This is a genomic window from Paenibacillus sp. FSL H7-0331, assembly GCF_001956045.1.
Genome location: NZ_MRTH01000030.1, coordinates 1 through 20148, shown reverse-complemented (window position 1 = coordinate 20148; position 20148 = coordinate 1). Strand labels below are relative to the sequence as shown.

19 protein-coding genes and 1 pseudogene are annotated in these 20148 nt (G+C 43.9%); 9 read left to right on the top strand and 11 right to left on the bottom strand.

Annotated features, from left to right (window positions below; genetic code table 11):
* Positions 1–131: 131 nt before the first annotated feature.
* On the bottom strand, positions 132–323 hold the full coding sequence (locus BK127_RS44010) for a hypothetical protein (RefSeq protein WP_179097656.1): 192 nt from the start codon (positions 321–323) through the stop codon (positions 132–134).
* 208 nt (positions 324–531) lie between these two features.
* On the opposite strand from BK127_RS44010, the gene BK127_RS30440 reads away from it, so the two are divergent.
* The gene (locus BK127_RS30440) at positions 532–2823 is read left to right on the top strand and encodes a helix-turn-helix domain-containing protein (protein ID WP_076235874.1); all 2292 of its coding nucleotides are present in this window, start codon (positions 532–534) and stop codon (positions 2821–2823) included.
* Between the two features lie 335 nt (positions 2824–3158).
* Positions 3159–3350, top strand: coding sequence for a hypothetical protein (locus BK127_RS30435; RefSeq protein ID WP_076235873.1), 192 nt, complete (start codon positions 3159–3161; stop codon positions 3348–3350).
* Here BK127_RS30435 and BK127_RS30430 read toward each other — a convergent pair.
* Entirely contained in the window at positions 3318–5636 is a 2319-nt protein-coding gene (locus BK127_RS30430) for a helix-turn-helix domain-containing protein (RefSeq protein WP_076235872.1), read from the bottom strand. The two genes, BK127_RS30435 and BK127_RS30430, sit on opposite strands and share 33 nt — an antisense overlap.
* A 293-nt stretch (positions 5637–5929) precedes the next feature.
* Between BK127_RS30430 and BK127_RS30425 the strand changes: the two genes are divergently transcribed.
* From BK127_RS30425 to BK127_RS30410, 4 genes are read left to right on the top strand one after another with little or no spacing between them, the layout of a single operon-like run.
* Positions 5930–6865, top strand: coding sequence for an ABC transporter permease (locus BK127_RS30425; protein ID WP_305954336.1), 936 nt, complete (start codon positions 5930–5932; stop codon positions 6863–6865).
* Between the two features lie 51 nt (positions 6866–6916).
* Positions 6917–7789, top strand: a complete 873-nt coding sequence (locus BK127_RS30420) for a carbohydrate ABC transporter permease (protein WP_076235871.1) — start codon at positions 6917–6919, stop codon at positions 7787–7789.
* A gap of 58 nt (positions 7790–7847) precedes the next feature.
* The gene (locus BK127_RS30415; RefSeq protein ID WP_083689719.1) at positions 7848–9380 is read left to right on the top strand and encodes an extracellular solute-binding protein; all 1533 of its coding nucleotides are present in this window, start codon (positions 7848–7850) and stop codon (positions 9378–9380) included.
* A 33-nt stretch (positions 9381–9413) separates the two neighbouring features.
* Positions 9414–10364, top strand: coding sequence for an MTP-1 family protein (locus BK127_RS30410; protein WP_076235870.1), 951 nt, complete (start codon positions 9414–9416; stop codon positions 10362–10364).
* 254 nt (positions 10365–10618) lie between these two features.
* Here the strand turns inward: BK127_RS30410 and BK127_RS44005 are convergent, their stop codons facing one another.
* From BK127_RS44005 to BK127_RS45585, 3 genes are read right to left on the bottom strand one after another with little or no spacing between them, the layout of a single operon-like run.
* Positions 10619–10756, bottom strand: coding sequence for a hypothetical protein (locus BK127_RS44005; protein ID WP_179097655.1), 138 nt, complete (start codon positions 10754–10756; stop codon positions 10619–10621).
* A 31-nt stretch (positions 10757–10787) separates the two neighbouring features.
* Positions 10788–10922, bottom strand: a complete 135-nt coding sequence (locus tag BK127_RS45590) for a hypothetical protein (protein WP_179097666.1) — start codon at positions 10920–10922, stop codon at positions 10788–10790.
* A 31-nt stretch (positions 10923–10953) separates the two neighbouring features.
* Positions 10954–11082: a hypothetical protein gene (locus BK127_RS45585; RefSeq protein ID WP_305954335.1), complete on the bottom strand. Its 129-nt coding sequence runs from the start codon at positions 11080–11082 to the stop codon at positions 10954–10956.
* 183 nt (positions 11083–11265) lie between these two features.
* On the opposite strand from BK127_RS45585, the gene BK127_RS30400 reads away from it, so the two are divergent.
* Positions 11266–11595 carry an ArsR/SmtB family transcription factor gene (locus BK127_RS30400; protein WP_076235869.1) on the top strand — a complete coding sequence of 110 codons (330 nt, stop codon included), beginning with the start codon at positions 11266–11268 and terminating at the stop codon, positions 11593–11595.
* A 125-nt stretch (positions 11596–11720) separates the two neighbouring features.
* Positions 11721–12185, top strand: coding sequence for a phage tail protein (locus BK127_RS30395; protein ID WP_076235868.1), 465 nt, complete (start codon positions 11721–11723; stop codon positions 12183–12185).
* 68 nt (positions 12186–12253) lie between these two features.
* Here BK127_RS30395 and BK127_RS43995 read toward each other — a convergent pair whose 3' ends face one another.
* The gene (locus BK127_RS43995) at positions 12254–12406 is read right to left on the bottom strand and encodes a hypothetical protein (protein WP_179097654.1); all 153 of its coding nucleotides are present in this window, start codon (positions 12404–12406) and stop codon (positions 12254–12256) included.
* A gap of 274 nt (positions 12407–12680) precedes the next feature.
* Here BK127_RS43995 and BK127_RS45795 point away from each other — a divergent pair.
* Positions 12681–12875 (top strand): annotated as a pseudogene (locus tag BK127_RS45795) (IS4 family transposase); the annotation flags it as partial.
* A gap of 81 nt (positions 12876–12956) precedes the next feature.
* On the opposite strand, the gene BK127_RS30385 reads toward BK127_RS45795, so the two are convergent.
* The 5 genes from BK127_RS30385 to BK127_RS45045 form a co-directional block, all read right to left on the bottom strand.
* Positions 12957–14585: a type 2 periplasmic-binding domain-containing protein gene (locus BK127_RS30385; RefSeq protein WP_076235928.1), complete on the bottom strand. Its 1629-nt coding sequence runs from the start codon at positions 14583–14585 to the stop codon at positions 12957–12959.
* A gap of 43 nt (positions 14586–14628) precedes the next feature.
* On the bottom strand, positions 14629–15504 hold the full coding sequence (locus BK127_RS30380) for a carbohydrate ABC transporter permease (protein ID WP_076235867.1): 876 nt from the start codon (positions 15502–15504) through the stop codon (positions 14629–14631).
* Between the two features lie 15 nt (positions 15505–15519).
* A complete protein-coding gene (locus BK127_RS30375; protein WP_076235866.1) occupies positions 15520–16452 on the bottom strand; it encodes an ABC transporter permease in 933 nt (310 codons plus the stop codon).
* Between the two features lie 243 nt (positions 16453–16695).
* Positions 16696–19107 (bottom strand): helix-turn-helix domain-containing protein, encoded by a 2412-nt coding sequence (locus tag BK127_RS30370; protein WP_076235865.1) that lies wholly within the window; start codon positions 19105–19107, stop codon positions 16696–16698.
* Between the two features lie 123 nt (positions 19108–19230).
* Positions 19231–19563, bottom strand: a complete 333-nt coding sequence (locus tag BK127_RS45045) for a Ger(x)C family spore germination C-terminal domain-containing protein (protein WP_256711518.1) — start codon at positions 19561–19563, stop codon at positions 19231–19233.
* Positions 19564–20148: the final 585 nt, after the last annotated feature.

Sequence of the window (20148 nt, the reverse complement as noted above, 5' to 3'; positions counted from 1 at the left end):
TGATTTATTTTAAATCCTAATAAAATTCCAGCAAATCCTCCTTTTCCATATTTTCTGAAGCTTCCGGGAAACGTGGTATGGCTCCGCCATTGTCACAAACATCAACAATTGCTAGAGCCAGTGTAGTATTTCTATCCGCAATAAATCAATCTCAAACCAATAGAATGCGTATTCAAAATACCCAAAACCAATATCAAATATGAGCAAATCATCATCAAAAACAAAAAACGGTGCAACGCCTGACGATGACTGCTTCCCGCGGCACTGCAGGAGTGCCGCCGGTCCGGCAGCACAGGACGGGCATGCTCCAAGTTGTAGGACATAGATGGTCTTATAAAGCCTTCAGGGAAATTGTGGAATTTCATTTGTAGTGTATTGTAGTATAATATTTAGGAACGTAGGCTCTCCAAGACCGTCCCTTCTAGCGGAGCGTGGAGACGAACCTTCGAATGCGGCTGAAGATCCGGGTACCCTCCTCCGTGCGAAATTTTGTTACCCGAACTCACTAATCATAATAATGAGGGGGATCTCATGAACGTAAAGAGAGTTTTGAACACTAGAAATAGTATCATTTTCACCCAAATTTTATCTTATATATTGATTCTGTTAATTCCTATCATTTTCACTGGAATCGTTTATTTTGTTACTGTAAAGACTATTGAGCAAGAAACAAACAGGGCAAATCTTGCTATGCTGAAACTAGTTCAGCTGAATATGGACAACATCTTAAAGGATGCCGAGCGCTTAAGTTTTGATATTGCCTTTAACCCGGATATTCAATTGCTGGCCACTTCGCAGGAAACGAACTGGAATAACAAACAGTATGAAGTTTCTCAGATAGTAAAAGATTTCAAAAGGATGAATATAACGAATGGCTACATAGATAATTTTTATGTGTACTTTAAAAACTTGGATGCTGTGATTTCTTCAACAACAGCTTCAAGGAGTAATTATATGTACTCTAATCTTGTCAATAATGACCTAAGGTATGAACAATGGATAGATACTCTTCAAAATGCGTACAGCGGCAGATATATCTCAATAGGCAATAAGACAAACCCAAATGAGGATTCCGGAGCGCTCGCTTACATGCGTTCAATCCCAATATCAAATTGGGAGAAGTCTCTTGCCACAATCGTCATCCTGTTAAATAAAGAACGATTTACTGAAATGATTCAAAATATACAATCGGCGCAGTATGGAAGTATCTTTATTTTAGACCAGGATAACAACATTCTTGCGTCGACTGCTTCTTTTCATTTATCGGATATCTTACAGGTGGATGAGCTTAAGCGTAGCGATAATATGCTGGTGAAAGGACAAGGAAAGGATTCATTAATCATATCCTATACGAAATCCGATGTATCCAAGCTAAAGTATGTTTCCATTGTTCGGCGAGAGATTGTGATGGAAAAAAGTGAGTTTACAGAAAAATTAATGATTGCAAGCATTATACTATGTTTAATTTTTGGAGGAGCAGTATCGGTTTTACTTACATGGCGTAATTATAATCCGGTTCGTAATCTCATCCGTATCGTCCAAAATGGGAAAATAAAGAACCCTTATGACAGATCCAGTAATGAATATCAGTTTATTTATGAGGCCATCCAGGATGCTCTTCAAGAAAAGGAAAAAATAAACCTGAAACTTATACAGCAAAGCAGTGTTGTGAGAGCGGATTTTCTGCAAAAGCTTTTAAAAGGGAAGTTTGGCAATATATCTGTGCATCACAATGCATTTTACGCTCTTGACATGCAGTTTATATCCGGTGATTTTATAGTAGTGCTCCTATCCATAGAAGATAAGGGCAAGCTTATTTCCTTAGGGATTGGAGATGATTTTGAAGCGAAGTCAAAGCTCCCCAGCTTTGTGATCACCAATGTTTTTGAGGAGCTCTTGGGACAAAGGTATAAGAATTTTGTTACAGAGATTGATGAGAAAATAGTATTCCTAGTGAACCTGCAGGATCCTGAAGCGGTAGATCATGTGCAGGAATTGGTAAACATTACAGAAGAGCTGCAAAGTTTTTTTGGAAAATATTACAATATGATCCTTACAGTTTCCATCAGCGATGCCCACACGGGTATCCATGGCATGCAGGAAGCATATCAGGAAGCCGTAGAAGCCCTGGAATACAAATTGATTGCCGGTAACGGAAAGATCATCAGCTTCCAAAGTCTGAAATATAATGTCAGAGATTATTTCTACCCTCTTGAAAAAGAGCAAAAACTAGTGAATTGCATCAAATCCGGAGAGTTTGAAAAAGGAAAACAATTACTTGATGACATTATTCGCTCCAACTTTATTGACGGCACTCCCACTGCTGAAATGACAAGGTATTTTATGTTTGACCTAGCAAGTACAGTCGTAAAAACAGTAAAAGAAATATCTGCTGCTGAGCCGGTGGAAAAATTGTTTGAATGTGAAACCGTAGCTGAACTGCAGGCGGAAATTACTAATACATTATCATCAGTATGTAAACACATACAGTCAAAAACCGGTAATCGTTCTTACGAATTGAGCAGGAGTATCATCGAGTTTGTTAACAGCCGTTATGGAGAAGTTACCTTAAATATAGCAATGATTGCAGAAAATCTGGGAATTACTCCAAGCTATATGTCCAAGCTCTTCAAAGAACAAACCGGAGAAACCTTGCCGGATTATATCAATAAGGTAAGGCTGGAAAAAGCGAAAGTATTATTAAGGGAAGAAAAACTCAATATCTCCGACGCCGCTGTCAAAGTAGGGTATTTAAACAGCAATGCGTTGATACGCAGTTTTAAAAAGTATGAGGGAGTTACTCCGGGAAAATATAAAGAGTGATGATCCTTCTATTCCAGCAGACTCGGAAGGGTCTGTTTTTATGAGGATATGAATTATTGGATATGGGTTCTATAAACAATGTGCATGTCAAAAGATAATAACGGAACTCAGCGATGCTTAAAGAGCCACCGGTAAAGGATTTTTTTGCTTCCTCAATACTTCTTCACAAAATAAGATCTTTGATAAAGATGTATTGGCCGTTAAGCAATCAGGCAGTAAAATTACAAATATAGGACATACATCGTTCGGGACGAATATTATTTGAAATAAGCGTAATTTTAAAAGCTTGGTCAACTATCGGAGAACAGGTCGGTACAGAGAAGATGAACAGGGTCTTGAAGACATATGAAGCAGATCCTTTCCGTGTTGTATATGCGTACTATAAAGAAACCAAGGATGCAGCTGCCGCAGCAATTATTGGCTTAAAGCTAGATCCAGAACAAAAAGATGCATTAATCCTACATATCGCTGTAGATCATAGCGCTTTGTTGCAGTTAATCATTTACCATCTTCTTTTTCTTTATTGATTCCTGCTCGCGGAAAGCCGAAGGAGACAGGCCGTACTTTTTCTTAAATAACGTGGAAAAGTAGGTTGCATTATATATACCGACCGATTCGCTGATATTTGCGGCGGTCTCATTGGTCGACGTGAGCAGTTCCTTGGCCTTTTCCAGTCGGATATGATTCAGATATTCACTGAACGATTGCCGGATTGCTACTTTGAACAGCTTTCCCAGATAACTTGGAGACAAACTGGCAATATTGGACACTAGCTCAAGGGATAAATTCGGTTCGGCATAATGCTCCTGGATATAGTTTTGAACCTTTTCAATGACAACGTTGTGCTTTTGAGCGTTTATCCAACGGTTTTTCTCCTCGATCAGGGTGCATATGTTGGTGCAATATCGGATGAAAATGTTCTTGACTTCCGTTAAGTTCTCGGCAGCCTCGATATCGGTAACCACATCCAAATATTCATTGAAATTAGAGTCTGAAAGATGCTGCAGATAATCAAAATGCTTGAGCAGGGAGAGCATTAATTGAATGCTGTATGTAATCACTTGGTTCACTGAACCGGATGAGATTTGCTCGATAAACTGTTCGGTGGCATCCCGAACGGAATCCGGTTTGCCGGATTGAACGGCTTCAATCAGCCTCTTCTCACAATCGATAGGGTAATTTACGGTGGTCATAATATGCGATCGGGTTGTCTGGGCATCCAGAATCGATTCTTTTCCATAAATCAATCGATACTTCACATACTGCTGTGCCGAGGTATAGGAGAACGAGATATTTTTTCTACCATAGCTCATGTCTCCTACCCCGATAGAGACCGCCAGTTTGAAGTATCGATTTAGGAAACCCTGTACGTTGCGCAAGGCAGGTTTCAACTCATCAGGCCGCTCGTTCTTCGTATACTGGCAGATGGCTACCGCTTCATTTTCCCCTGTAATCAAATAATCACATGCCCCGAGAGGCTCCAGCATCTCCTTTGCAATATTGCCTAGGGCGAAGCGCAACAGCGGCTTCTGTCCGCCTTCCGTTCCCCCTTTCGCTGGCTCCAGATCATGGATTTTGAACACGATCACGCAGAAATAAGGCCCTGAAAGCTCCTCATCGATGTCCCGAATGAGTTCTCCAGGTACGGAGGTATCGAGCGAATTGTTTCTGATCAGTGAATGCAGATAATGCTCCCGAATCGTTCGGGATGAGCGGTTGATAACGAATTGCATCGACTTTTCCCTTTCCTCTAGCGTTGTGAACATTTCAGCCATGACCTGATATTCATCGATGAACGGCGACTTTAGAGTAGCTGAATTCTGTATGATCTTCTCAAACAAAGTCGAAAGCGGCCTATAAATGTTTTTACTCAGATAAATTGAAACAAGCAGGCCGATCAGCACGATCCCTCCCGTCACAAGCATTGTAACATTGCGAAGATGGTCAATATTGGAGATCAGACTGGAGTATGGGGTAACGCTTACAAAATACCAGTCCATTTCCTCGGACTTCACATAAGTAATCAGATGCTTCTCATTTTGAATATTTGCCGTAAAGCTGCTCTCCGTCTCATCCTGACTCAAAATCTGCTGCACATACGGTGTGCCGGACAAATCTTCCAGAAACAGATTCGAATCCGTATGAGACAGCACCTTGCCCTCTTTGTTGATGACGAACACGTTATTGGCTGAATCCGCTTTGCCGATTTTGCGGATCGTCGTCAGGATGGACTGTTCCTCAATATTGATGTAGATGAGCGGATTATTCGTGGTTCGCAGTGAATAGTTCGGGTACAGCAGAAAGGTCAGGAACTGCAGCGGCGTATCGTTATTTCGGTTAGGAACGGTCAGACTCCGCGGGTAAAACTCCATATATTGCTCAGCGCTGATGGCGTAGAGCGAGGAATCAAACGGCAGCCCGGCCGTATCGACTGCAGTTTTCGTGGATGGTCGATAGATCCCGATACTGTATATGTACGGATACGCGCTTTGAATCTGGGACAATTGTTGAAAGACATGGTAATTCCTTGTCTTATCCTCCTCCGTATCATTCAGGAATGAAGTAATCTCCGGCTGGGTAAGCAGGGAATTACCGATCGTCATGGCTTGGTTATAGATGACATCGGATGCGTAGCTGATTTGGGATAGCATGGCTTTGGAATTGCGATCTATTTCTTTGACTGCGCTCATGGAGAAAAAATAAAAGAGATAGGTGGACAGCAGACTCACCGTGAGAAGAATGAGCAGAAAATATGAAATGGTGAGTTTCTGGAATGCCTTATATCGAACAAGCCGATCCATGGTGATTCGCATAAAGATTCCTCCGTTGCAGCTAGTATAATTTCTTCAATATAAAATAAAGCAGGTTAAAAAGATACTCCATTCTTAAAAAATGAAAATCAGTTCGGATATTTGAAAGCCCTTTATTCGAATCGTGAAAGCGAAATCCGGTATTTAAAATTGGCAACACCTACCCGCTGATATAGAGTTATAGCAAGCGACAACGTAGCCAAGAAATGTTCACTAAGCCTATGCTTCCGAAGTGAGTTTTGTACGAAACCGATTCAGGAAGCAACGCTCATAAAACTTTTTAGGAGGATAAGAAATTGGAAAAGAGACAGCGACTGGCATTCGGCATGTTTTCTGATATCCATAAGAACGGAACGTCTTACCTGCTGGTTCTTCCGGCGATGGTGTATACTTTTATCTTCGGGTATATGACCTATCCATATATGATCATTGCTTTTCAACGATTCAATTATACGAAGGGGATATTCAATAGCGAATGGGTGGGGTTGGAAAACTTCGAGTTTTTTTTTCGCTCCTACAAGGCTTTAACCGTCACCTTTAATACCATTTTCCTGAATTTACTCTTTATTGTCTTTGGTACGCTGATGGCTCTTGTGATTTCACTCGTGTTGAACGAATTACGCAAGAAGCTCTTTGTTAAAATCAGCCAATCGGTAATGCTGTTCCCGCATTTCATTTCCTGGATCGTGGTCAGTTATGTGCTGTATGCTTTCTTCTCCATGGATATGGGACTTGTAAACCAAATGCTGAATAAGCTCGGAATCGCCTCTGTCAACTGGTACACGGAGCCGGAGGTGTGGCCCGCCATCCTCACTGTGATGCATGTATGGAAGGGAGCGGGGATGAGCGCCGTGATTTATCTGGCTACCATTACCGGCATCGATGAAACCTTGTATGAAGCGGCCGAAATCGATGGGGCCAACCGATGGCAGATGTGCATGCGCATCACCCTTCCTCTAATGATGCCTACGGTCGTCATTCTGACGTTGCTCTCGATCGGCAAAATTATGTATGGGGATTTCGGCATGATCTATGCCTTGGTCGGCGACAACGGCACCTTGTATTCGACCACGGACATCATCGATACGTACGTATTCCGCTCTTTGCGTCAGATCGGCGACCCTTCCGAAGCGATGGCCGTCGGGTTGTTTCAGTCCGTGGTCGGGTTCATTCTCGTCTTCGGTACGAATGCGATTACCCGCAAATTTTTCAAAGAAGGCGCTTTGTATTAAATTCCCGAGCCGGCAAAAGCCTGCCGAAGTAAGGTTTTAGGAGGAATAGTAATGAAGAAGTTTTCCCTCAGCAAGACGGTCATGTATACCCTGATCTCGATGTATTCGGCGATTTGCCTTCTTCCGATGCTGCTGGTGCTGATGATCTCGGTCACGGATGAGGATGCCGTATTGAAGAACGGCTACAGTCTTTTCCCCGAGAAATTTTCCTTGTATGCCTATAAACTGATTTTTACGGGCGGCTCCCAGGTGATGCAGAGCTACACCATCTCCATCTTCGTCACGATTGTCGGCACGCTTCTTGCGGTTTTGGTGACATCCATGGCTGGTTATACGCTGGCGAACAAAAATGTGAAATACCGTAATCTGCTGGCGCTCTATTTTTTCATCACCATGATTTTTTCCGCCGGGATTGTGCCTTGGTATTTGATGAACCGCTTGCTCGGTTTGACCAACAATATTCTGGCATTAATTATTCCGTCACTTCTGTTCAGCCCGTTCAACCTTTTTCTGGTACGTAACTTCATGAACGGCGTACCCGATTCGCTGAGAGAGTCGGCGACCATTGATGGGGCAAACGACATTACGATTGCGTTCCGGATCTATCTTCCGCTGTGCATGCCCGTTCTGGCGACGATTGCGCTTTTCTACGGACTGGATTACTGGAACAACTGGTGGAATGCGATCATGCTGATCGACAGCAAGGATTTATACCCGCTGCAGTTTATGCTTCTGCAGCTGCAATCGGAAATCAGCATGCTGAACGAGATGACGATGTTGGCCGGAACAAGCGATATGACACTTCCTTCGGAATCGGTCAAGATGGCGACGGCGATCGTGACGATCGGACCGATCGTCTTGCTCTATCCGTATTTGCAGAAGTACTTCGTGAAAGGCATGGTTATCGGTTCGGTCAAAGGCTGATATATTCCCTTCGGGGTTAACATAAATAAAGCACTATATAAGGAGGTCAATATTTTTTATGAAAAAGCGTAACGCATTTCTATTAGCTGCGGTGCTTGTCCTTTCGACCTTGATGGGATGCAGCAAGGATTCTAATTCAGCCAACACTGGGGATAAGGGAGACAAGCCTGCTGAGGCGGTCAAAATCAAATATTTGGTTCCCGGCACGGAGCCGAAAGACTACAAGGAAGTGTTCCAAAAGGTCAATGGGAAGCTGGCTGCGGACGGTATCGGCGTTGAGGTCGAGAAAATCTATATTCCGTGGGATGCGTGGGATCAGAAGCTGAACTTGATGCTGTCTACTGGCGAAGATTTCGACCTGTTCCACGTCATGCAGGACCGCACGCCTTTCTCCAGCTACTATAATCGCGGTGCATTGGCGAATATCTCGGATGCGATCGAAAAGTATGGAAAAAATCTGAAAAAGTCTATTCCGCATGATATCTTCGACGGGGCTAAAATCGATGGCAAGTATTATGCTGTTCCATCTTATTGGGTTGAAATGGCGAGTGAAGGCCAATTCAATATTCGTCGCGACATTCTCCGTGCGAACAATCTCAAAGAGCCGACTACCCCAGCTGAATTGATCAGCGCTTGGGAGATTGTCATGAAGAACTGGAAGGGAAGCAACAAGCCCTATCTGGGCACTCGGTCGGACTTTGATCCGATCTACCTGCATACGTCCATCCTACACCGGACTTATGACACCTTCCCGTTTACGGTGAAGGATAAGTTCTTCTATGTGAATCAAAGCGGCGAGGTCAAGTCTTGGATTGAGACCGAGGAGTTCAAGAAGGATGCGTCCTTCATGCGCGAGCTGTACACAAAAGGAATTACCAATCCTGATATCTTGGTCATGAAGCAGGAGCAGGTAGATGCGCAACTCGACAGCGGTGAATGGTTCGTCCGTCTGGGAACCGGCGGAAGTCTGAACGGGCTCAAGAAGTACAATCCAAAAGCCACTGTAGACGATATCGGTGTTGTATGGTTTAATCCGGAGAAAGAATATCTGCGTCCGCTCACCTTCAAGAACGGGAATGCCGTGCCGGTGAACAGCAAGCATCCGGAAGCGGCCGTCAAATTCATGGATTGGATGCTGGCAAGTCAAGAGAATTATGATCTGGTTCAATATGGCATCGAGGGTAAGCATTACACCAAGGACGGCGAGAAGGGCTTTAAGCCGATCAAAGATCCGGAAAACAATAACAATTCGAGATATAGAGGATCGGATTCACAGAACGGCAACGTAAACTTCATGCGTTTTGACTTGGAGAATAGCATTCCCGACAACAACAAAGTCTTGTTTGAGCCAAATCCGAAAGCGATCAACAGTATCGCGGCGAATTTTGTTTTTGACCCGACGAAAGTAAGGACCGAGTACACCAACATTTTGTCGGAAGCTTCGGCGAGCATCACCCCGATTTATATGGGCGTTCAAGAATACGGCAAGGCCTTCCCGGCAGCATTGGAAAAAATGAGGAAAGCCGGTCTGGATAAGGTAGCTGCGGAATACCAGAAACAATTCAAGGAATATCAGGCTTCTCAAAAATAAACGAGTCGAAACAAAAGGAAGGTGTGGAGAAATTTGACCCTGCAGACGCAAAGAATTGAATTTGAAGCGACAAAAAAGATCTATGAGAGTGCGACCTTGGTATTTCATGGCGTGGACGGTTTTGATGTCTACAATATTTCGATTCCGTTCATACGGGACGGGAAGCGCTATTTGTTCGGGCGGGTAGAACGTCGCGAGGAATGGGCCCGCTCTTGGGTCCGCCTGTTCGGGGAGACGGGACAGGATGCATGGACCGTGGTGGAAGATAGCATGATCTATACTCTGGAGGACCCTTACATCAGTGAGATCGGTGATGAGCTTGTATTGGGCGGGACTCATGTGCAATATCAGAGTGGAAGATACAGCACATTTTTCGGCTATTTCTTCCGGGGCATCGACCTCCACAATTTGTACTACTTCACTACCGGACCTAACAAAATGAAGGATATTCGCCTTGTTCCGTTGCCGGACGGCAAGATCGGCGTCTTCTCGCGTCCGCGCGGCGCGAAGACGAGGAGCAAATACGGGAGCGAATCCATGATCGGCTTCACTATCGTTGACAGACTGGAAGAGTTGACTGCGGACGTCATCGAGAACGCACCCTACATTTACGGCATCTTCGGGGAAGGCGAATGGGGAGGCGTGAATCAGGCTTATCTGCTCGACAGCGGCAAAATCGGCGTCATCGGCCACATTTGCTACCGGGGTAAGGATGAGAACGGAGGGGAAGTGAAGGTGTACCTGAACATGGCCTTCGTCTTCGATCCAGCCACCCGAGAGTCCTCGGACCTTCAGCTGATCGGAAGTCGTTCCTGCTACCCGCCGGGACCTGCCAAGGCACCGGATTTGGTCGACTGTGTCTTTACCTCGGGCATTGTGATGCGTCCGGACGGCAAGGCCGATCTGTACAGCGGCATTGGCGATTGCCAGGCGGGGCGTATTACGATCGACTATCCGTTCGCAGGACATGGGTGTCTTGTCTAGAAAGATAGCCTCTTAGAAGACCATTTTGAAGGCAATCATGAAAGATTATCTCGATTTAAACAACGGTTAAACCTCAGTTCTATTAACACAAGCTCGTTTTATCGATAATGAAAGAGAGTTCATAATTTGAAGGTATTTTAGGTTAATTGTTTCGATTCGCTTATCATGAACATCCTTCCGATCATATTGATGTAAATAAAACCGGCTGCAAACAGCATGCAGCCGGTTTTGATTTTTTCGTAATAAACAGGTGATTATTGTTCCAACACCTTTTCAAGCTTGCCGCACCAGTTCGTCCATATTGCGCCCTTGTGCACTGCTGCATTTAAAGACTGAATTGCCTTCATTGCATCGGATATGCTCTTTGCAGGGTTTTTCATACGTGCTTGCATGACAACATCTCCTTATTATTTCATCACCTCCTTAAAGCTTGCGGCTCTTCGGACGTAGCGCCCACGAGGCGAGAGCTAGGATTGCAAGACCAAGAGTGCTCCAAATATGGTACGCATAAGCCCCGTAGTCCCCCACGAATGCATGTGATGCAGCTGCACCCGTCATTCCAAAGAATATGCCTGCATACGCCCATTCCTTAAGCCTCAATTCCTCCGCTCCCCTCAACGAATGCAAGCAGCACCGTTATAACCCAATAAGTGACAATTACTCCCCTGGGTTGGGTTTCTTCTTTTGAGGTTGTTACCGCATCGACAATCTTGCTCATTTGTTTCCTCCTCCAAACCTAGTTGACACTATTTACTGTCTTGTCAATAGTGTTATTCATTTTCACATGATACAGTTGATTTTCTTTGGATATAAGGTGGACCTATTGACTAGACACTATTTACTGTCCTATAATCAAAGCACTAATCTTTTTAATTTCATTTCATGCGAGGGAGTGGTGATAATGAGCGCAGTTGCACAGACACGGGATGTCTATTATGCCCTGGCCGATCCGACCCGGCGCGAAATTATTCGACTGCTGGCGGATGCGGATGAATTGCCTCTCCATCGGTTGACTCCACATTTTGCGATGGGCCGCAACGCAGTCTCCGGGCATTTGACGATTTTGAAGGAAGTCGGCCTTGTGACCGAGCGTAAAGTCGGCCGTGAGACGCGAAACCGTCTCAATCCCGCACCGCTGAAGGAACTCCAGGACTGGTTGTCGTACTACGAGAAATTTTGGAAACAAAATATGGTTCGTCTGGATCAGCTTCTTAAGGAGGAACAGGACTAAAGCAAGATTTATCGCTCCCTGGGCCAGCCGCGGAGAAAACACGACGCATCTTAATCAAACCGGCTTCAACAAAGACCATGCGCTCGGATGGCGCATAATAAAATGATAATACGAGGAGGATGGATATGTCCCATATCGTTGATTTTAAAACTGTGTCTACGGTTGGTTTAGAGTCTTCACCTGTAGTAGATGCGCTTGCTGGTTTACGTGCTAATGAAGCCCGTTACTTCATGAACAAATATAAGCATGAATTTACGGTAGTACCAGCTAGCGAGAGCCAGGAGACCATCGATTATGTGAACCGAATTTTGAAAGAAGTACGTGATATTGAGTTTGCGGCCAAACCTTTAGAAACGTCGCGTTTTCAAGTGGAAAATATCAAATGGGCCTTCGTCTTTTATGAGGATGGTCTAGAGGTCAACGTCATGTATACGGTTGATGACCCTAAGAAGCGGGCCGTTGGTTTTAAGCTATCTGAGGGGATGGAGGTACCAAAGGAGTTAGCAGAGAAGTTTAAGTTTGCTAGACAGAAGTCTAAACTAGCTGGAACAATTCGAGGTTCGTTTTTTGTGATTAAAGGAGAATATTAAAAGCAAAAGCGCAAGCAGAGCGGTGGATCCGATCCATCGCTATTTCGTTTGCAACACTACGCTGCACCTCACTGCGCTAACGGAGACGTTAGTTCAATGAATTGAAACGGGAACTGCTTCTGCGGATCCCGTTTTAATTGTGATTTTGGAAGCATTTCTTTGCCGCAGGTGCTTTGAAGCATATCCTTGCCGTTGCGGCAAAGATATGCTTCAAGCCTCATTCAGCGTTTTTCCATGGCGGCCTCGTGAGAAAGAGAACGCTAAAAACTAATTTTTCACCACACTTTTAGACGATATCGAATAATCTAATAAACGTATTCGTCTAACAAATTCAATCGCTTAAAACTCAACCATCATTTTTGAGCATATTCAGCCATGTGCGCCGATTTCCCTTCCGTGGAACAATGGCAAAAAAACGGCTCTGTTCGCATCGTTTGCGAAGGGGCCGGTTTTCGTTTTTCTCCAGATTGCTCGAAATTGCTACCCGATTTACTAAAAAAGTTATGCGATGAGGTTAGCACCTTGGATTGGAGGGTAGCCTTGCAACAACTTGTCGATTTGATTCAAGAAGTTGCAACAATGGCAAGCAAAAAAATCTCGAAATGGATAAAATGTCAACTCCAACAATGGATCGCCGGTTTGCGCAGTTATCTCAAGGCTTACCTGCCTATTTCAAGCTGCGAAGTTTGAGTTACTAAACCTTTATCATTTAAATTGATGTAAGTCAAAGGGCCCTCGTTGTCTTCATCGAAGGCCCTTTGTTTAACCATTTTATTCGAATTTTAGCTTGTACAGATCCTTGGAGCTAATAATTTTATCTTTGTTTTCGGAATACCACTTCGCATAAAATTCGTCGATTTGCTTGCCGCCGGTTTTCTCCCACAATGATTGAGCTTCTTTCAGTGCTTGCTCCGGCGTATATTTGTCTCCGCTGACAATTGATTTTTTCCACATTTCTTCCATAGTTTCCGTATTTTTCAAGTTAACCTGCATTTCATTTGGTAGCACTGGAAGGATGGCACCGTCGAACTCTCTGGCAAATGCACGCTCCGGATTGAGGTAAGCTTTCTCCGATTGCTTTATGATATTGAAATATTCCTTTTCCTGAGGAACGTCCAGGTTCATTTTCACTTCGTAAATCTCGCATTTACCCATTAAGGCAAAGGAGCTTAACATGGCCAAGTCATTGGTCTGAGGCATTTCCCTCTTGATTTTTTCCTTGTCTGTCGGTTCAGGACAGCCGGATAAATCCATCTTGAAATGTTCGCCTTCAATTCCGTTTTTAAATGCTTGCATAGTAGGTTGAGTGACTAGAAAGTCTACATATTTCATAACCGAAATTGGATCTTTGGCGCTTACATTAATCGCCGCTGTCATTTGTACTGGGAACTTGTAGCCCGGGTTGAATTGGCCATAGGGACCCTTCGGCAGCTCTATGGGAGCGATTTGCGCATCAGGGAAATTCTTTTTCAGAGCTTGATACGTCTGGAATTGCATCGGTTGGTCGACTCCGCTGCTTGTAGCAAAGATTCCGAGCTTGCCGGTGATCCAATCCTGTTTTGCCTTTTCACCGTTCTTGTCCGTTAAATAATCTTTATCGACGATGCCCGCTTCAAACAATTTCTTTTTGAAAGTGGTTGCTTCCTTTGCTTGCTCCCATGCTCTAACCATGTTGCCGTCTTGTACAAAGTATCCTGTATTTTGGAACATGGAATTAATTATGCCATCCGCTGTGAAACTTAAATTGATACCATAAGTGTCCTGCATTCCGTTACCGTCAGGGTCTTGTTCTCTGAATGCTTTGGCTACCTTAAACAAATCGTCCGTTGTGGCAGGGACTTGAAGATTCAGCTTTTTCAGCCAATCCATCCGGATGAACAGGAGATCACTGGTCTTCAGTCCCTGCAGCCGGCCGAACAGATAGTTTTTACCGTCCGCTTTTTGGCCGAGCTGCTTTAAGACTGGGTACTGAGTGATCAATTTCTTGTACTCTGTACTATGTTTCTCAATAAGATCATCAAGCGGCATAAGCGACTTCTGGGTATACAGCTGGTTCAGATACGCAGTGTCGTATTCGAACATAATATCAGGAGCGCCGCCGGAAGCAAACAATGTATTGTATTTTTGCTTCGATTCCCAACGGGGGATGCTGATAAATTTCACATCGACCGGTCCCTTTTCATTGATCCAACGGGTCCAACGGTTGTTGTCAATCGTTCCTTCTTCCGGCGGCAGGTTGCCGCGATCATAAATTGAGGAAGTGATAGCCCCCCGTTTTTCTTTCTTTAGATTTGCCTCCCCTTGCTTAGGTTCGTTTGCACATGCTGTTATTAGAGTGCCGAGAGCCAATACGCAAGAGAGTAATGCAACATATGATTTCGTAGATCGGTTCGTTTTCATGTTGATTTGCTCCTTTTCTTTTTTTATTAGCGATAAATATCCATCAGCCTTTAATGGCTCCAAGCATGACACCTTTGACAAAGTACTTTTGCAGGAAAGGATACACAATGAGCATCGGTACCATCATGACAATGATCCCCGAAGCTTTTATCGACTCCGGTGCCATCTGCTGAATATCATCTGGCTGCAAATTGTTGATTTCCTGCATCAACGATTGGCTTTGAATCATTTGCTGCACCATCACGGCCAAATTTACCTTATTCGAATCCTGGATGTAGATCAGCAGGCTGAAAAACGAATTCCAGTAGCCGACACCGTAAAATAGAGTAAGCGTTGCGAGAACTGGCAAAGACAGAGGAAGAATGATTTGAATCAGCAGTCTCGCTTCACCGCAGCCATCCATTTTCGCGGCTTCCATTAACTCCTCCGGGATGTTTTCGAAGAAGCTTTTCATGATCAGCATGTTGAATGTACTAATCAGTCCGGGAAGCCATAACGAACCATAGGTATTAACCAGCCCTAACGACTTGACTAAAAGGAAGGTGGGAATCAGCCCTCCGCTGAAAAGCATCGTAAACACGATGGCTAATGTAAAAAATCTCCTGGCGTTAAAATCTTTCCGAGAAAGTGGATAAGCAGCCATAATGGTAAATGCCATACTTAGCACAATGCCTATCACAGTGATTTCAATGCTGTTTTGGAACGCTCTAACAATTTGTGTGCCTTTAAACAATGCGCTGTAAGATTCCAACGACCAACCGACGGGCCATAAGGTGACGTAGCCTGACATGATGGCGTGCGAGTCGCTTAAGGACAATGAAATGATATGAATCAACGGGATCAGGCAGCTGAGTCCTGCCAAGGAGAGAATGACATAATTGATACCGTAAAAAATCTTTTCTCCTGCGGTTGCTTTCAATGGGAACACCTCCTTCTACCATAATCCCTGGTTAAATTTGCGTGCTACCGCGTTGGTGAGCACAACGAGAATTAAGCCAACGACTGATTCAAACAGTCCCATTGCGGATGTGAGGCTGAATTGCGCGCCCTGCACACCGACCCGGTAAATATAGGTGCTGATGACTTCCGAAATGTTGAAAACACTCGGGTTTTTGAGCATATAAATTTGGTCGAACCCTACTTCCATCACTCGTCCCATCGATAGGATCAAGATGAGTACGATAGTGGAGCTTAAGCCCGGCAGTGTGATATGCCATATTTGGCGGAATTTATTCGCACCGTCCATACCGGCCGCTTCATAAAGTGACGGATCGATATTCGTAAGGGCAGCCAGAAATATAATGGTGCTGAATCCGGCTTCTTTCCAAATGCCTGATCCTAAAAATATGGCGACCCATGCTGTCTCATCATATAGGAAAGGGAACGTTTCACCGCCGATCCGCTTCAGCAAATGATTAACCACGCCGGATTGTTCGGCGAATAACGTAACGACAAGACCGCCGACGATAACCCAGGAGAAGAAATGCGGCAAATAAATTAACGTTTGGATTGATTTTTTAAACCATAGTTTACGTGCCTCGTTGAGTAATATCGCCATCAGAATTGGAAACGGAAAGCCGACAATGATACTAAGCAAACTCAGGACAAGGGTGTTGCGGATAATGCCGACCGTCTGAGGGTTGTTGAACAAGGTTTCGAAATTTCTAAGACCAATCCACGGACTATCCAGAATACCTTCAAAGAACGTGTATTCCTTAAAGGCTATTACCGTACCAAGCATCGGTACATATTTGAAAACGATATAAAATGCGATGACCGGCAAAAACAACGTCCATAAAAAACGATTCGGCTTCCGTCTTTGTTTCACGCTTACAACTGCTTGAACCGATGTGCGAACTGCATTCATGAGGAAACTCCTTTCTGCTTATGTTTTCGAGACCCAAATATAACCCTTCTGTACAGATCACGACAATAGTAATGTTTCGGGCAATTGACGATTTTCAGATTTCTGTTCGATTTGTGGGATTTACATTTTTCCGAAGTAGCCGAATTTCTGTTTTTTGCAGTTATTAGCAAGCAAAAACAGCACCCGCTGCTTGATTACATATCGTAATCAAACGCAAGTGCTGCACATGCTGGGGCAACGGGCTCAATGAACTTTACGATAATCGCCGGGGGTCATACTGATCCGTTTTTTGAAAACTCGGATGAATGTCATGGAGGTCGTATACCCGATTTGATTTGCAATGTCTTGAATCGGCAAACTTGTTTCCATTAAAAGCGCTTTGGCGCGTTCGATACGAACCTGTGCTACATAATCAACAAACTTCTCTCCGAATTCTTCCTTGAACAATTGACTCAAATATTTTCCGTTGACTCCGAAAGCTTCTTCCAAGTGAGCAAGCGACAAATCCGGATTAGCGTAATGTGTTTTAATATAGGTTCTGACCTCTTGAATGAGGTGGTGGTTCGTTCGTTTTTCCCGCAGTAAAATCACTTTTTGTTCGACCGCGATTAAAACACTGGTTACTTTCTTTTCCAATTCATCAATCGTATCAAAGCTTTCCGCTAATTCATTCAGTTTGGGCATTCCTTCCGATTTCCAAATCTCTTGAATCTCCGGTTGTAAATCCAACATTTCCCGGTGCAGGTGATAGACCATGTAATTCATCATACTGAGAATTTCAGCCCGCGAATACAATCGATCTTGGATTTCAGCAAAGAAGGAGCCCATTTCTCCGTTCCAACGCTCGTCGTTCAAACGGAACATTTGAGCCAATGAACGTAGATGGTGCAAGCTTTTATAAACATCGCCTTGATTATGCGATTCGATGTCCTTGCAATGGATGACCCGATTCATCCCCAGTACGGATTTGTATTTTAATGCTTCCAAGGAGGAGTCATAAGTCTCCACGACACCTTTCGTGTCACTCACGCATTGTCCGATGCCAATCGTCACAGTAAATCCCAGATTGGCTTGTACCCAATGGAGCAGTTGTTGGCAAATGTCACTCACCATGGTTTCGGGATTACTCTCCTTTGCCATGAGTTGCAATAAAACACACATTTGATTGTTGGTAAGCCACTCGGACCAGGCTGCGCAGGGCAGCGGTTCGGTCATTTCATTGACCACGCTGCTGAGCACAAACTTCAGCAAATATTGATCCCGGTGTGAATACTGGTTTGAAAAATCAGAATACTTATCGATTTCGATTATTACGATACAGAGCTGATCGAATTCATTAGACAGTCCGATGCCTTCCATTTCCCGGTTCCACTCCTCCTTGCTCAGAGAGCGGCTGCCTTCGACCAATTCCGCCAGTACATGCCGGCGTTTCAATATGAGATTTTCTTCATACTCTTTTTGATACTGATTCGTTTGCTCTATGAGTGTATCTATTGCATTCTCGATAAATTTCAGCTCATCTTTGCCGTTTTCGTTAAATAAAGATTGATTTTTTTTCTTTGAATAGCTGTGAATTCGCCCTACAATCGATTCAATCGGTTTGTAGTTATGCCGCGTGATGTACACGATCCACAGGACGCCGATGAGGATCGACAACACAACGACGAAGATATAGACATAGGAGATGGTCGAGCCTATCTCGATGAGCTTCCCGTTTTTCAATCCCGAATGCAGTTCCCATTGCGTGTAGTCGGACTTAATCTGTACGAGCTCCCTTTGATTGTTGTCTGTAGGCGGATCGAATAAAAACTGGCCGTCTCTGTCAACGAATGTGGCATAGCTTACATTTGCGCTTGACATCTCTTGAACAATTTGGCGTAACGTACTCGTCTTCACATTCACCACAATAATTCCTTGATTTCCAAGCGGTGGAGGCACTTTTTTGACTAGAGATACTACGGTTGTCGCATGCTCCGAATCAAGAAACTCCTTGTATAATCTTACGCCCGTCCAATTAGGTATTAAAGCTGTATTCTCGGTACTTGTCAGCTGTAGAATAAAAGCCTGATCCACAAACCGGTTCAAAGGTAAAAAAGAGCTTTCCGTTAAAATTTTCAGATCATCAGACCGGAATAAATAAATGGAATCAATGAGCGGATTAGCAACTTTCAAATTTTTGACTTTGGTCGACATTTCATACATGGAAAAATAATCTTTATTGTCCGCAGCTCCATTAAAAAAGAACATAAACCTGTCATTGTTCAAAATTTCATTGACGATTAGCTGCTCGACCCCTTGAAGCTGATAATCAATAGATTGGAAAACATGTTTGGCGAAAACTTCGTTTGCATCGACCGTAGCCTTTTCGGAAAGGTTCGTAATGGATAAAAACATCGATACAATCAGAACGATAGAAATGACGAAAAATACAGGTAGATAAGAAAACATTTGCCTGTAAAACCAATGCTTGCTCATACATTCCTCCGAGAACGAATAGTTGATGATATCTAGTGCAAGTTTTGCTTTGGGGGTATAGACGATCTGAATCCGGTGGGTCTGATCGGAAAGAAAGGCTGCACGTGTAGCCTTGGATTTCAGAATACCTGAATGACCTTTCTTCCCAAGGGTTGTAGCGTCGATCTCAAGCCCTTCCAATTCACCGATTGCATGAGGGGCATGATCGTCGTTCCTTCCTTTGTTAAGGCATTTACTTCTACCCTATTAAAAAGAAACATCGTTGTCCAGTATTATTTTGCACCGCTCCATCAATCTGTCCTTTTATTTCCGACAGTGACTTAAGATTGCCTTCATTTTGAATGACTGTATGAAAGTGAATATCCATCTGCAAATGAGGATAGTAAACGGATCTCCAATGCTCCAGATCTTCTCTAGTAGTTGGTTCCTATAATATTGACCGAGCCCCAGAATATCCGCTTCTTTTGCCTGAATTTTAGTAAAGAAGTGGGTAAACCGTTCGGTAAGAAGTGTTTCCAGCTCTTTTTTGATTAACTGGTTGGAGGTACCGTCCTTTACTTCCAATAGAGACACCTTCAGGTTGATATGGCTGGCCATATACGGCTTCTTATCCACGAGCTTACTTTCAAGCTTCATGCTGTTACTGAGTATCAAGACACTGGTGTGATCCATCACTTCAATTTTACCCGATAAACCTGCCAAACCCGTGTCAGCGCAATTTGTGGATTCCAGCTACTAATGCTTTGGGAGAAACATCCCGGGATCTCATGAAGCCGGATATGGTATCGGTGACCCCCTGCTTGGAAATGCCCATGACAACCGGCAGTACGCGATGGTTAATATCCTTGTTATCCCAACAGCCGCTTAGTGTAAACAGTAGACAGAAACGGCGGCCTTTTTTGTTACATATTTTGGTTAATCAACAGGCGTGATGTTAAAGAACAGTATGAGAGTATCGGCAGAAATGAATTAATGAAAAAAAACGGGATTTTGAAAGATTAGCAGTTCTAAAATACGCTGAACAATGTGTATATGTATCAAAGGTTTAATGGGGTAATAAGACAGGGGGGAAACGATATATCCGACATTGAAACTTACTTTTTGTCAAGAACATTGTCCGAATGAAGTCCGCGTAAACGGCTGAAAGAATGTCAGGAAAACACAAGGGACAAATCATGCTTTCGAAACGGGGAGATGCTACGCTACGCAAATATATGTATC

What these genes read in the sequence shown, in the direction of transcription:
- BK127_RS44010 (WP_179097656.1), bottom strand. Translation starts at nt 323, where the DNA reads ATGTCCTACAACTTGGAGCATGCCCGTCCTGTGCTGCCGGACCGGCGG.
- BK127_RS30440 (WP_076235874.1), top strand. Translation starts at nt 532, where the DNA reads ATGAACGTAAAGAGAGTTTTGAACACTAGAAATAGTATCATTTTCACC.
- BK127_RS30430 (WP_076235872.1), bottom strand. Translation starts at nt 5,636, where the DNA reads ATGCGAATCACCATGGATCGGCTTGTTCGATATAAGGCATTCCAGAAA.
- BK127_RS30420 (WP_076235871.1), top strand. Translation starts at nt 6,917, where the DNA reads ATGAAGAAGTTTTCCCTCAGCAAGACGGTCATGTATACCCTGATCTCG.
- BK127_RS30415 (WP_083689719.1), top strand. Translation starts at nt 7,848, where the DNA reads ATGAAAAAGCGTAACGCATTTCTATTAGCTGCGGTGCTTGTCCTTTCG.
- BK127_RS44005 (WP_179097655.1), bottom strand. Translation starts at nt 10,756, where the DNA reads ATGCAAGCACGTATGAAAAACCCTGCAAAGAGCATATCCGATGCAATG.
- BK127_RS45590 (WP_179097666.1), bottom strand. Translation starts at nt 10,922, where the DNA reads ATGACGGGTGCAGCTGCATCACATGCATTCGTGGGGGACTACGGGGCT.
- BK127_RS45585 (WP_305954335.1), bottom strand. Translation starts at nt 11,082, where the DNA reads ATGAGCAAGATTGTCGATGCGGTAACAACCTCAAAAGAAGAAACCCAA.
- BK127_RS30400 (WP_076235869.1), top strand. Translation starts at nt 11,266, where the DNA reads ATGAGCGCAGTTGCACAGACACGGGATGTCTATTATGCCCTGGCCGAT.
- BK127_RS30395 (WP_076235868.1), top strand. Translation starts at nt 11,721, where the DNA reads ATGTCCCATATCGTTGATTTTAAAACTGTGTCTACGGTTGGTTTAGAG.
- BK127_RS43995 (WP_179097654.1), bottom strand. Translation starts at nt 12,406, where the DNA reads ATGAGGCTTGAAGCATATCTTTGCCGCAACGGCAAGGATATGCTTCAA.
- BK127_RS30385 (WP_076235928.1), bottom strand. Translation starts at nt 14,585, where the DNA reads ATGAAAACGAACCGATCTACGAAATCATATGTTGCATTACTCTCTTGC.
- BK127_RS30375 (WP_076235866.1), bottom strand. Translation starts at nt 16,452, where the DNA reads ATGAATGCAGTTCGCACATCGGTTCAAGCAGTTGTAAGCGTGAAACAA.
- BK127_RS45045 (WP_256711518.1), bottom strand. Translation starts at nt 19,563, where the DNA reads ATGAAGCTTGAAAGTAAGCTCGTGGATAAGAAGCCGTATATGGCCAGC.